Raw genomic sequence first — 13,312 nt, forward strand, 5'->3', positions numbered from 1 at the left:
TGCAATGCATGGCTTATTAAATACTTTAAACGATGAGTTAGTTTTGCTCTTCGCGTAAAAATACCGGTTCAAGTTCTTTGGTGGTTGCCTCTGGGCTAAAGTAATAGCCGGCCACAGTAAACTCTTTGAGTTGGCTTAATTGAGTCACTTGATTTTCAATGATGTAGCGTGCCATCATGCCGCGCGCTTTTTTAGCGTAAAAGCTAATCACTTTATATTGGCCGTTTTTACAGTCTTTAAAGTGTGGTGTAATAATGTGTGCGTTAAGCGTTTTTTTATCTACTGCTTTAAAGTATTCGTTAGAGGCTAGATTTACTAAGTATTGTGCATCTTGTGCCGCTAATACGTCGTTAAGTTTATTAGCAATAATACTGCCCCAAAACTCATATAAGTTTTTACCCCGGCTATTTTCAAGTTTTGTACCCATTTCTAAGCGATAAGCCTGCATTAGATCAAGCGGCTTTAATACTCCGTATAATCCCGAAAGTATACGTAAATGGTCTTGAGCGTAATCAAGCTGCTTAGTAGTGAGGGTATTAGCATCTAACCCGCCGTATACATCGCCGTTAAAGGCAAGCACGGCCTGTTTAGCATTATTAGTAGTGAATGGTTGTGCCCACTCACTAAAACGCGCTGCGTTGAGGCCTGCGAGTTTATCGCTAATTTTCATTAAACTACCAATTTGCGCAGGAGTTAGTTCACGGCATACTTTCATGAGCGCTTCGCTGTGCTCAAGTAATTCAGGTTGAGTGAACTTATCTGTTGCGGGTGGCGTGTCGTAATCAAGATTCTTTGCTGGTGAAATAACAGTGATCATAGTTAGCTATTGACTTGTAAATTATTTAATGTCAATTTCAACATTAAATGAAACGAAAAGCACGTTTTGTTTAAAATTATCCTACCTAAAACTCAACCGTTACCGTTTTTTTATTGATAAGGACATAAGACCTATCAAGCATTATCACACTGTTGCAGTATAGCTATATTAAGGTAGTTTAGATTTTCTTTTAACTTGCTTGGAATGAGGAAAAGCAAATGACTAGCGCTCTACAAAGGCTTAAACAACATTCTTCTATCGTGGCCGACACGGGCGATATAGAAGCCATAAAAAAACATCAACCTGAAGATGCGACTACCAATCCATCGCTACTTTTAAAAGCGAGCGAGATTGAAGCTTACAAACCTTATCTGGATAAAGCATGGCAGTATGCAAAAGAAACAGAGCAGCAGCCTGCAAAACAGCTAGAGCTAGCTTGTGATTATTTTGCAGTATTACTTGGTAAAGAAATTAGTGAAATTGTACCGGGTTATATTTCTACCGAAGTTGATGCACGTTTGTCATTTGATACCCAAGCAACAATTAATAAAGCACACACACTATTGAGCCTTTACGAAAAAGAAGGCGTAAGCAAAGACAAAATTTTAATTAAAATAGCGTCAACGTGGGAAGGTATTAAAGCGGCTGAGCAATTAGAAAAAGAAGGCACTAAGTGTAACCTTACTTTATTATTCAGCGATGCCCAAGCGCGCGCTTGTGCTGATGCAAACGTATTTTTAATCTCTCCATTTGTTGGCCGTATTTTAGATTGGCACGTGGCAAACGGTATGGAAAAACCAACCGATCCGCTTCAAGATCCGGGTGTGCAATCTGTACGTAGCATTTTTGAGTTTTACAAACGTCACGACTACAAAACCGTAGTTATGGGCGCAAGCTTTCGTAATACCGGTGAAATTATTGCACTTACAGGATGCGATAAGCTAACAATTAGCCCAAATCTTTTAGAAGATTTGGGTAATTTAGAAGGTGCTGAAGAATACTTGCTAGCAAGTGATATTGCTAAAGAGCCAAAACCTGAGCCACTTAGCGAAACACAGTTCCGTTGGTTACATAACCAAGATGCCATGGCGACTGAAAAACTCGCTGAAGGTATTCGCTCATTTGCAGATGCACAGGAACAATTAGAAGCACGCTTTAAAGCGATGTAGCTAACCGCTGTTTTAAGAGTTTAAAAACGTCGCTTATTGCGGCGTTTTTTATACCTACAATTTTATTTTAAATACTCGCCTTGTCCCCATTTAATTGCTGTTCTCATTGTTCTTCATCAAAATACCACCCGTTAGTAATAGTTTCGTCACATTTATATTCTATTTTATTAATAGCTGTGGTATTGATACTGCCGAGGTTCAAAAAGTGGTCAATAGGAGATAATCAATGGATAGCCTAAACGAAATAATAGAGATATTAGAAGGTTCTGATACATCGAAAAAAACCTCTCAAAAAAATAAAAAAAGAAAATGGCGCGAAATAGAAGCAATAAAAGATAAGCAACGTTTGCGCAAAGAACTACAGGAGCTTGACTATTTTGCAGATAGTGTTGCTATTGATGAGTTAGAGTTTTAACCAACATAAGCAACTAAAAAGGCTTTCATTAATGAAAGCCTTTTTTAATGCCTATTACCCTATACCTGCCAATTAATGGGCTGCGCCCCTTGCGCTATTAACAGTTCATTGGTTTTGGAAAAGTGCTGGCAACCAAAAAAGCCGCGATGCGCTGAAAGCGGCGAAGGATGAGGCCCTGCCAATACATGATGGCGCTGGCGATCAATACTTTTACCTTTTTTTTGTGCATGTGCGCCCCATAAAATAAACACCACACCTTGGCAGTGCTCATTTATATGAGCAATCACGTTATCGGTAAATTGCTCCCAACCTAAGTGTTTATGGGAATGGGCTTGCCCTTGCTCTACAGTTAATACTGTATTGAGCAAAAATACACCTTGCTTTGCCCAGCCTTGTAAATAGCCGTGTTCTGGCGTGGTAAAGCCATTAATATCAGTTACTAACTCTTTATAAATGTTTTTAAGCGAAGGCGGGAGCTTTTTAACCTCAGGCAATACTGAAAAACACAAACCATGCGCTTGCCCTTCTCCATGGTAAGGGTCTTGACCTAATATAACCACTTTAATGTCGCTAAGTGGAGTTGCATCAAATGCGCTAAACACCTGTGATTTTGGCGGATATACTGCAGTGCCTTCACCTCGTTTATTCGCAATATATTCAAGGGTTTGCTGCATATATGTTTGGCTAAGTTCATGGTTTAAAAAAGATGACCAGTTGCTCATAATTGACTCTTAATAAATTCTCTAGATATATCTACTTTGTCACACATCTGCGCTAATCCATCCAACATTCTGGGGGTAAACCGATGTAATAAATCAGCATTGACGCTAATAAATTGCTCATACTTTACCGCAGGGATTTCAGGCCATTGCTGCCAATTTACCGTAGGCATTACCCTTTTTGATTTTTCATCAGGAATAATAATAACTTGTGGCTTAGTAACTATCACATTTTCGATGCTAATTTGTGGGTAATCTGTGTCGCTGTTTGCAAATACATTGGTTACTTGGCAAGTTTCGATTAACTGATTGATCCATGTATTTTTTGATACAGTCATCATAGGCTCAGGCCACAACTGATAAAACCCAGTAAGCGTGGTTTTATCTTTCTGTGTAACTTTAATTGCGTTGAGTTTGGCCGTAAATGTCTCGGCTACTTGTTTACTTTGCTCAATATGACCCGTTATTTGACCTAGTTTTAATATTTCCGAAGCAACCCCTTCAATAGAACTTGGATCACTTAAATATAATTCAATTCCTAAACGCTTTATTTTTGCTAAATCTTCAGCCTGATTACCACTTTTCCACGCAATCACCATGTCAGGTTTTAGCATGAGTAACTTTTCAATAGAAATGCCATTGTAGCCACCAATACGCTCAATTTTAGTCGCTTCTTGCGGATAATCTGCGTAATCCAGCGTGCCCACTATTAAATCACCCGCCCCAATAGCATATAAATTTTCAACTATGTGTGGTGCTAAAGCCACTATACGAAGCGGCCTGTCAGCTAGGGCTTGAGGTACATTAACAGCAAACAATAACAGCCAAAAAACAATACGCTTTAACATTAGTAATCAAAGCCTTTCAATGCTTTTACGCCCGACTCAAACGCATGTTTTACATTACGTACTTCACTTACCGTATCGGCAAGCTCTATTAAGGTGCGATGCGCAGCACGACCAGTAATAATTACCGATTGCATAGGCGGTCTATTATTTACAGCAACAACCACTTCTTCAAGGTCGATATAACCATAGGTCACCATATAGGTGAGTTCATCGAGTAGTACCACATCGATACTGCTGTCGCTTAGCATCCGCTTTGACTCTTGCCATGTTGCTTGCGCTGCCGCGGTATCGGCCTCTTTATTTTGCGTATCCCACGTAAACCCGGTGTTCATAACAGCAAATTCAACCCCAGCACCTTGCAGTAAATTACGCTCACCACACTCCCATGTGCCTTTAATAAACTGACATACCGCAGCTTTTTTACCGTGCCCAACACAGCGTGCAACCACACCAAAACCAGAAGTCGATTTGCCTTTACCGTTACCAGTAATAACCTGAAAAATGCCTTTTTCTCGTTGCGCTGCGGCTACTCGCGCATCAACCTGTTCTTTTACTTTTTGTTGACGCTGTTGGTGCTTGTCGTTAGTTGATTCAGTCATTGTTATGTCCTTGATAAATTTTAATAATTTGTTCAATATTTAAATGCGCTTTACACATATCAGCTAGGCGTTCTAATTGGCGTTCACGATGCTCATTTATACTAATCGCACTAATTGCACTTTCTGGTTTCACCCACTTTAACAGCTGCTCTGTGGCTGCAGGGCTATCAAACAAGCCATGTAAATAGGTACCAGCAATGGCATTATCGTCACTCACAAAACCATCGGTTTTAAAGTCATTGGGGTGTTTATTAAAGCGAATGAGTGGCTTGTAGAGCGCCTTACCTTGACTAATACCTGCATGTATTTCGTAGCCATCACATGCAACCTGTTGCTCATTTAAATTAAGCACTGCGCTCACTCGGCTTAACACTTTTTGCTCACCCAATAGGGTATCAAAATCGCTAAGCGCTAAACCCGCCACTTGCCCCAACGATGACTCCACCCTATTTGGATCACTGATAGTATTGCCCAGCATTTGCATACCACCGCAAATACCCAATACTTTGCCACCATAACGTAGATGGCGCTTAATTTGCTGATCCCAGCCTTCATTTTTTAAAAACGCGAGATCGCTGAGTACATTTTTACTGCCAGGTACAATAATTAAATCAACAGCAGGAATTGCTTGTGTATGGCGCACATAGGTTATATTTATATTCGGGTGTAATCGCAGAGCATCAAAATCGGTATGGTTACTAATATGTGGCACTAACAGTACAGCAATATTTATACTGGCATCGGCCACATTATTATCTATGGCCACAGCATCTTCTGCATCAAGTGCTAAATCATGCAAGTAAGGTAATACCCCTAATACAGGTTTACCGGTGTACTCCTCGAGCCAATCTAGCCCACCTTGTAATAAACTAATATCACCACGAAAACGGTTAATCACAAAGCCTTTTACCCGTGCTTGCTCAGACTCGCTTAATAACGCCAAAGTCCCGACTAAGTGCGCAAATACTCCTCCTTTATCAATATCGGCAATAATAATAACAGGGCAATCCACTTGCTCGGCGTAACCCATATTTGCAATATCGTTTGCGCGTAAATTAATTTCGGCTGGGCTGCCAGCCCCTTCTACCAGTAATAAATCAAAGCGTTTAGCTAAACGCTTATGCGAGGTTAATACTGCATCCATAGCCACTTTTTTGTAGTCATGGTAAGCATCGGCTTCCATATTGCTGATAGCTCTACCATGAATAATAACTTGTGCGCCGGTATCACTATTGGGTTTGAGTAATATAGGGTTAAAGTCGATTTCAGGTTCAACTTTTGCGGCTATGGCTTGTAATGCTTGGGCTCTGCCAATTTCGCCACCATCGTGCGTTACGGCACTATTGAGCGCCATATTTTGTGGTTTAAACGGTGCAACATTAACCCCTTGGTTAGCAAACACTCTGCAAAGTGCTGCCACTAAGGTGCTTTTACCCGCATCGGAGGTGGTACCTTGTACCATTAATGTTTTCATTATTTACCCACCAGCTGGCGCTTACGAAAATACAAGATACTTAAAAAGAATAGACTACCAATGGCCGCCGTGATCACCCCTATTGGCAGCTCTTGGTTAGCGAGTAATGAACGTGCCAGTACATCGACCCATACCATAAATATACCCCCGACTAATCCGGTCATTAACAATCCAACACTACTGCCTTGAGAGATAAAAAAGCGCACTATGTGCGGCACCATTAAGCCAACAAAGCCAATTCCGCCACACATAGCAACCAACACGGCAGTGATCAATGAGCTTAAAATAAGCATTAAAATTCGAAAGCGATGCACCCGAACACCAAGCGTTGTTGCGCTTTCATCACCTAACAACATGGCATTAAGTTGACGTCTAAAACCTAACATAATGACTGTACATGTAATGATGACCAAGGCAGGTAATAACAGTGACGGCCATTGCGCCCTAGCAAAACTTCCCAAAGTCCAAAATAAAATAGCCGCGACGGCCTGCGGATCGCTCCAATAAAGTAACAAACTGGTAAAGGCGCTAAATAAAAATGATAAGGCCACCCCAGCCAATAACATCGACTCAACTTGGGCGTTGCGTTGACTGCCAGCAATTAAAATTAATAACCCCATTGCTACTAAACTGCCAATTAAGGCTGCTGCTGATAGCGCAATGCCTGCGCCTATTCCAACAAAAGCCATTAATACTACGACTCCTAATGATGCTCCCGACGAAATACCAAACAAATAAGGGTCAGCCAATGGATTACGAGTAACTGTTTGTAATATCAATCCAGCAATCGCTAAACCGCTGCCGGCCAAAAAAGCCAGTAACGTACGTGGCATTCTTAATTCAATAATAATGCGGCTGGTAAATGAGGCCTCGCTTGAAAAAGTTAAGCTATGGTATACATCTGCGAGCGAGGTAGGGGCAGCACCAAAGCTCAATGCCACAAATAAACTAAATACAGCGCATAACAGTGCAATAATTAACGCCACACCATGGTTAGACATAATCGTCATGTTATTGGTATCCATAATAATAGGTAATATGGGGAATAGACTCACCATTGGACGCCGTTTGAGGGTGAGTACTAACTTGCGCGCAAACACCAAAAACCTCATCAAGCATTTGCTCGGTAATCACCTTATTAGGCTTTCCCGCGCTAGCGATTTCTCCGTTTTTAATAACCACTAATTCATCGCACATAGCTGCCGCTAAATTTAAATCATGAAATGAAGCAAACACAGTAATGCCCAAAGATTTAGCCAGCTCCATTAATTGAATTTGATATTTAACGTCAAGGTGGCTTGTGGGTTCATCCATAATGAGTAGCTGTGGTTGCTGCACAATCGCTCTGGCAATAAGCGCTCGTTGCTTTTCACCGCCAGATAGTGAGTCAAATGACTGATTGCTATGAGATTCAAGCCCAACACGACTAATAGCCTGCGCTATTTTTTGTTTATCTGCTTGGGTGGTCGAGCTAAATAGCGTTTTATGCGGAGTAAGCCCTAGAGCTACAACATCGAATAACGAGAGATTAAATTGCGACGGTGTTTCTTGTAGCACTACCGCAACTTGCTTGGCATAGTCTTCGCTTTTTAGCTGCCAAATATCGGTATCGTTAAATTTAATGTCGCCTGCTGATGGCTGATTAAATCGATATAAGCACCGCAGTAAACTCGACTTTCCTGCCCCATTAGGGCCAATTAAACCAATAAATTTACCACGCTCAATGCTCACATTAATGTGCTTAAGAATTAATGTATTGTTCACTCGCCAAGAAACGTTGTTAACGGTTAAAAGCGGTAAGTTTAAAGAGGTGTGAGTGTGCAAAAAATTATCCTAGGCAGGGAAACACCCACACTCAGTACTAATACGTACCAAAAAGAAAATGAGTTAACCCGCTCGTTATATGAAGTTTTAAGGCATTTGTATTTGACTTACAGTAAAACTGATCACAATTACGGGAATAGTTGAGGAGTCCCACCTCATTCCAAATGCTTGGCTATTATGCGCAGATACGTAAATAATTTAAAGCAAAAAAACCGCACTCAACTGAGTGCGGTTAAAAGGGAGTGTTTTAACTAAGGTTTAGTTAAAACTTATATTCCATACCTAAACCTAGGTAATCTTGGTCAACGTTGTTGTCCATATCAAAGCTTGAGTAAAAACCAAATATTTTAAGGTTTTTGTTTAGCTTATGGTCAACACCTACCGATATCGCGCTTTTATCATCGCTGTCATCAAAATCCATTGTTTGGTATTGCATTTTGAAAGTGTTGCTACCCATAAGGTAAGCTGCATTCACTAAGTAACCGTCAGCCTCAGCGCTGCCATCTACTTTTTCTTGTGTTTGGTACATAGCGCCAACTCTAAAATCTTCAATTTTACCTTGAACTGTTGCACGCACTACATCGTAACCATTGACTTCGCTATCAGCAGCAATGGCAGCATATACTGCGCTCTTTTTAAGTGCTGAGTCACCGTAGGTCACTGCCATTGAATAACCGTTATCTGCATCTACATCGTCTTCGGCAATAAATGTAGCAAGTACTTTAAAGCCTTCGTAGCTTTTAGATGTATAAGTGATCGAATCACCTAAGCGGTTTTCACCTTTAAAAACATTTTTAATATCGCCTTCAAGGTCATTAAATAAATCTAACTTACCTTGTGATTGTTTAAGCGCTGTATCGTTACGACCCACAACAACTTGACCATAGGCACCTTTTAAACCTACGTACTGGTTACGTGCAGAAATATTGTCGTCATTATCACCTTTCGAGTCAGCATCAGATACATCAACTTGAAACTCAAACTTATAAACTGCTTCTAATCCATCAGTAATCTTTTCAGATCCTTTTAGGCCAAAGCGAGATGCATTACTTTTAATTTCAGTGAAAGACCCTTCACCATCATCAGATGATTGAACTGTTACATTTGCTTTACCGTAAATATCTACCTCTGCAAGTGCATTAAAAGATAAACCACTAAGTAGGGCTAAGCATAAGCTCGATTTTGCAAATTTCATGTTATTTCCTCGATAATCACAAGAGACTAATTTTTAAAACAGCGGCAGTGTGTCACTACTAAATGACAAAAATATTACAAAGGACACATTTTTGTCTTTTTAAGTTAATAAAACTGCATTAAATCTGAAATCAAAATAACATGTAAAATAAACTGCCTACTGACTACCTACTTTGTTTCAATAAACTCGGTGTCATTCGCGACAGCAAATTAACCAAGGTTTCTATCAAGTCTTTCTGTTCGTTATCTCTATGATAGGCAACAAATACATCTCTTGAAGTATTTTCTACCCCTTTAACATGAAAAAGTTCGCCTTTTTCTAAATGATCTTTAACTAATACCTGTGGAATAAACGCACTGCCGCCACATTGCAGTATTAAATCAAGCGCAATTCGTCCTGTACTGGTTCTAAAATAAGGCGGTGTTTTACCGGTAAACTGACGCGCATGCCAAAGAGAAAACGTGGTTCCCCAATCAACATACACATATTGATTATCAAAAAAGTTATCACTGGTTGCCGTATCGTAACCACTCACCGGAATAATAGGCAGTTCACAAATACGTTCAACCACAAGTTCATCAACTTTAGGGGGATCAAACAAAATGGCTAAATCAAGTGTGCGCTCCAACAATAAGCGAGTACTTTCTTGTTGCGCCTTCACTTCTGCCACCAGCGATACACCAGGCATAGCCGATACAATATTTGTAATACCAAACTGTAAAAATGCATCCCAAATATTAGGCGTACCTGCTAAACTAATTTGCTTATGCATATTATCTGCAAGTGCAACATCCACTTTGGCTCTTTGCATCCCGGTAATAATCATTTGCGCATGCGGTAACAAGCGCTCACCTGGTGCGGTGAGTTGAATATTATTACGCTGACGAATAAATAAATTTACGCCTAAGCCCTGCTCTAATTGGCGAATTCTAAAACTCACCGCAGACTGCGTTATGTATAGGTTTTCTGCCGCTTTACCAAAATGGCGAGTACGCACCACTTCAACAAATGTTTTTAATAAATCTATGTCCAATTTTTTATCCTCACGATAAAAATTTTTTGTTTAAAAAAATAGCGATTATGTCCCATACTCCAGCTAATAATTGGTATGAGGGTACAGCTATGAGCAATGATATTTCACTACTTCGTCAAGCATTCGTAAGTCAACGTCAATTTTATGATGACCAAAACTTTCCACGCGGATTTAGCCGCAGCGGACACTTTACCCTGTTAGAGGCAAGTATTTTAGAACAGCACGGTGTTGTTTTAAAAAGCCTGTATAATAAAACAGTTGAGCCACAAAACGAACATCAGCAACAATTTGTAAATGCTGTCAGTGGCATAATAGAGCCAAGTAACCCAATTGAGCGAGCATGGGTTAAATATTTAAAGTTAACAACCTGCAAAACAAAATTCCATACATTATTTGGACGCTCAAAAATTTCAGGACCAACACCAATAAGCCAAGATTATTATTCTGAGGCAGACAATCTATAAGTCACTACAATAGTTGCTTTTTGGCGTTTTAGCAGTTACAACTTGTATAAGCAAACACTTTTGCAAAATTTAAACAAGGCTGTTACGTGACGCACAGAATACTTATTGTTGAAGACACTCCTACTATTGCGCGAGTGCAAAAGCATATCGCGCAAAAAGTCGGCTACGAGGTTGATATTGCTCAATCGTTGGCTGAGACTAAAGAGCTTATAAGTAAGCACCATTATTTTTGCGCAGTGGTCGACTTTATATTACCTGACGCGCCACAAGGTGAAGCGGTTCCATGCACCATTGCTGCAGATATTCCTACCATAGTGATGACAGGCAATATCGATAAGCATACCCGTGATACCGTTGAAAAATACCCCATTATTGATTACATCATCAAAGGCAATAAACAAGCCTACGAGTATTTAGAGAAGCAGCTTTACCGCCTACCCCGTAATAAGCATGTAAAAGTATTGGTTGTTGATGACTCTGCGTCAACACGTCAGTATATTTGTAGCTTATTAACACGTCACAAATATCAAATATTACAAGCAGCCGATGGCCTAGAGGCGCTTAAAGAGCTTGAAAGCACCCCCGATATTTCTGTGATTATTACCGACAAAGAAATGCCTAATATGGGCGGTATTGAGCTATGTAATGAAATTAGACGCATTTATAGTAATAACGAAAAAGCCATTATTGGTATTTCAGGCGCTACTTCGTCTAATTTATCTGCCTTATTTTTAAAAAATGGAGCAAATGACTATTTATACAAACCATTTAACAGTGAAGAATTTTACTGCCGGTTAAGCCAAAACGTCGATATGCTAGAGCATATCGAAACTATAAAACGACAAGCCAATACAGATTACTTAACTAAACTCCCTAATCGTCGTTACTTTTTTGAAGAGGCTAACAAGTCATTAAAGCAGTTTAAAAAAGCAAAAGCACCAGCCATGTTAGCTATGCTTGATATTGACCATTTTAAAGCTATTAATGATACCTATGGCCATGATGCCGGAGATGAAGTGCTTAAAGGGCTGGCTGTATGCTTTAATAAATATTTTGAAAACCAATTGGTTGCCCGTTTAGGCGGAGAAGAATTTGCGGTATTTTTTACTGAACTGACCGAGCAAGAAGCACTAAAACGACTAGAAAGTTTTCGATTATTTATTGAGCTTAATAGCCATGAGTTTAGCCAAGCACAAATCAAGTTTACGCTGTCGATAGGCTTCAGCCACAGTGAAACCTATCAAATTGACGAACTATTAAAACAAGCCGACTTAAAGCTCTACAAAGCCAAAGAGTCGGGGCGTAATAAAGTGGTTTAGTTAACTAAACCACACCTGAGGCGACAATGGCTGCTTTTCTGCGTTTACGCGACTGATGATATGAATCCCAACTAAAAATAGCCAGTGCACTCCAAATACACGCAAAGGTAATTACACGCTCAGCATCAAACACTTCACCATAAAACACCACTGCTAAAATAAACATTAAGCTAGGCCCTATGTACTGAAAAAACCCAAGCGTAGTGTATTGCAATCGCTTAGCCGCGCCGGTAAAACACAGCAATGGCAGTGTAGTCACTATACCTGCACTTACTAATAGCGCATTAGTTAGCCAATCATTCGCTGGTAAATTAGACGTTTCAGTCGGCACCATTAACCACCAATAGGTCAGTGCCACCGGTAATAATATTAATGCCTCAATTAAAATCCCAGGCAGGGCATCAACCTGTAGTTTTTTACGTAATAGGCCATATAACGCAAAAGAAGTCGCTAACGAAAATGCCACAACCGGAAATGAACCAAAACTAATTAACTGTAATAAAACACCTGTAAAAGCCAAGGCAACAGCAGCTCCTTGCAACTTACGTAACCGCTCGTTTAAAAACACCATACCAAGTAATACATTTAACAAAGGATTGATATAGTAGCCTAAGCTGGCATCTAGCATGTGGTTGTTATTAATAGCCCATATAAACAACCCCCAGTTAAACCCCAATAAGGTCGAGGTAACAACTAGCATCAGAATTAATTTAGGTTGGATTAAAATGCGTTTAATTTTATTCCAGTAGTTGAGCACACTCACCACCAAAATAAGAAACATCACTGACCAAATAACACGATGCATTAAAATTTCAAATGCTGATACATGTTGGATCATCTTAAAATAAATGGGTGCTAGGCCCCACATAAAAAAGGCGAGGCAGGCAAAAATGGCGCCCTTTCGCTGCTCGGTATCAATCGACATAGTAACCACTTGATGATTTAAAAGGCCGTAAGTTTAACCCCCTCTCACTTTTTAGCCAACTAAATACGTGCCCGTTCCAAACGCTATTTGTACCGACTGCTCGTTATGTAACTCCATTCGGCACACGCACACTTTATTTCCTGAGCGAATAAGTGTGGCGCTGGCAATAAATACCTCCCCTTTACCTGGGCGTAAATAATCAGTACGTAAATCTATAGTGCCCAGTGTGGCTAACTTTTTATGCACACTGGGTAAGTCGGCATCGTCTAGTTTTCCTATTACACTTGCTGCAGCAAGCATTCCGCCTACATTGTCGAGCACCGCAGAAATCACTCCACCGTGAAGAATCTTTTGCGCCGGATTACCAATTAATACGTCTTGCCAAGGAAATGATATTTTAGCTTGTTCAGTACTAAGTGACTCTACTGCTATTTTTAAAAACTGGTTAAAGGGCATGTTATTAACAAACAGCGCCCCTACTTGATCGATCAACATTTCTTTATTCATTATT

Annotated in this window: 15 protein-coding genes; 4 read left to right on the forward strand and 11 right to left on the reverse strand. The window is 40.1% G+C overall.

The features are described 5' to 3' along the window. Positions 1 to 37: 37 nt before the first annotated feature. Positions 38 to 817 (reverse strand): peroxide stress protein YaaA, encoded by a 780-nt coding sequence (gene yaaA / locus BG00_RS01485; protein ID WP_036980139.1) that lies wholly within the window; start codon positions 815 to 817, stop codon positions 38 to 40. Between the two features lie 218 nt (positions 818 to 1,035). On the opposite strand from yaaA, the gene tal reads away from it, so the two are divergent. Together tal and BG00_RS01495 are read left to right on the forward strand one after the other, a co-directional pair. Then, positions 1,036 to 1,986 (forward strand): transaldolase, encoded by a 951-nt coding sequence (gene tal, locus BG00_RS01490; RefSeq protein ID WP_036980141.1) that lies wholly within the window; start codon positions 1,036 to 1,038, stop codon positions 1,984 to 1,986. 226 nt (positions 1,987 to 2,212) lie between these two features. Next, entirely contained in the window at positions 2,213 to 2,401 is a 189-nt protein-coding gene (locus BG00_RS01495) for a DUF3545 family protein (RefSeq protein WP_008467780.1), read from the forward strand. 59 nt (positions 2,402 to 2,460) lie between these two features. On the opposite strand, the gene ung is transcribed toward BG00_RS01495, so the two are convergent. The 8 genes from ung to BG00_RS01535 all read right to left on the reverse strand — a co-directional run bounded on the left by ung (position 2,461) and on the right by BG00_RS01535 (position 10,093). Further along, positions 2,461 to 3,123 (reverse strand): uracil-DNA glycosylase, encoded by a 663-nt coding sequence (gene ung, locus BG00_RS01500; protein ID WP_036980143.1) that lies wholly within the window; start codon positions 3,121 to 3,123, stop codon positions 2,461 to 2,463. Continuing rightward, positions 3,120 to 3,968, reverse strand: coding sequence for a cobalamin-binding protein (locus tag BG00_RS01505; RefSeq protein WP_036980145.1), 849 nt, complete (start codon positions 3,966 to 3,968; stop codon positions 3,120 to 3,122). Before BG00_RS01505 ends, ung begins: the two co-directional genes overlap by 4 nt. Beyond that, positions 3,968 to 4,567, reverse strand: a complete 600-nt coding sequence (gene cobO / locus BG00_RS01510) for a cob(I)yrinic acid a,c-diamide adenosyltransferase (protein ID WP_028835663.1) — start codon at positions 4,565 to 4,567, stop codon at positions 3,968 to 3,970. The genes BG00_RS01505 and cobO overlap by 1 nt, the downstream gene beginning before the upstream one ends. Beyond that, positions 4,560 to 6,041: a cobyric acid synthase gene (locus BG00_RS01515; protein WP_036980147.1), complete on the reverse strand. Its 1,482-nt coding sequence runs from the start codon at positions 6,039 to 6,041 to the stop codon at positions 4,560 to 4,562. The genes cobO and BG00_RS01515 overlap by 8 nt, the downstream gene beginning before the upstream one ends. After that, positions 6,041 to 7,051, reverse strand: coding sequence for a FecCD family ABC transporter permease (locus tag BG00_RS01520; RefSeq protein ID WP_036983315.1), 1,011 nt, complete (start codon positions 7,049 to 7,051; stop codon positions 6,041 to 6,043). The genes BG00_RS01515 and BG00_RS01520 overlap by 1 nt, the downstream gene beginning before the upstream one ends. Position 7,052: 1 nt before the next feature. After that, complete coding sequence (locus BG00_RS01525) at positions 7,053 to 7,865, reverse strand: ABC transporter ATP-binding protein (protein ID WP_036980149.1); 813 nt, start codon at positions 7,863 to 7,865, stop codon at positions 7,053 to 7,055. 262 nt (positions 7,866 to 8,127) lie between these two features. After that, entirely contained in the window at positions 8,128 to 9,060 is a 933-nt protein-coding gene (locus BG00_RS01530) for a porin (protein ID WP_036980150.1), read from the reverse strand. A gap of 163 nt (positions 9,061 to 9,223) precedes the next feature. Next, positions 9,224 to 10,093, reverse strand: a complete 870-nt coding sequence (locus tag BG00_RS01535; RefSeq protein WP_024600797.1) for a LysR family transcriptional regulator — start codon at positions 10,091 to 10,093, stop codon at positions 9,224 to 9,226. Between the two features lie 89 nt (positions 10,094 to 10,182). On the opposite strand from BG00_RS01535, the gene BG00_RS01540 reads away from it, so the two are divergent. Together BG00_RS01540 and BG00_RS01545 are read left to right on the forward strand one after the other, a co-directional pair. Next, on the forward strand, positions 10,183 to 10,557 hold the full coding sequence (locus BG00_RS01540) for a MaoP family protein (RefSeq protein ID WP_008110628.1): 375 nt from the start codon (positions 10,183 to 10,185) through the stop codon (positions 10,555 to 10,557). An 86-nt stretch (positions 10,558 to 10,643) separates the two neighbouring features. Beyond that, entirely contained in the window at positions 10,644 to 11,876 is a 1,233-nt protein-coding gene (locus BG00_RS01545; RefSeq protein WP_028835658.1) for a response regulator, read from the forward strand. Between the two features lie 4 nt (positions 11,877 to 11,880). On the opposite strand, the gene rarD is transcribed toward BG00_RS01545, so the two are convergent. Continuing rightward, a complete protein-coding gene (gene rarD / locus BG00_RS01550; protein WP_013465826.1) occupies positions 11,881 to 12,801 on the reverse strand; it encodes an EamA family transporter RarD in 921 nt (306 codons plus the stop codon). A gap of 51 nt (positions 12,802 to 12,852) precedes the next feature. Continuing rightward, positions 12,853 to 13,308, reverse strand: coding sequence for a thioesterase family protein (locus BG00_RS01555; protein WP_028835656.1), 456 nt, complete (start codon positions 13,306 to 13,308; stop codon positions 12,853 to 12,855). Positions 13,309 to 13,312: the final 4 nt, after the last annotated feature.

This window comes from Pseudoalteromonas sp. SCSIO_11900, assembly GCF_000576475.1.
GTDB classification, from domain to species: Bacteria; Pseudomonadota; Gammaproteobacteria; order Enterobacterales; family Alteromonadaceae; genus Pseudoalteromonas; species Pseudoalteromonas tetraodonis.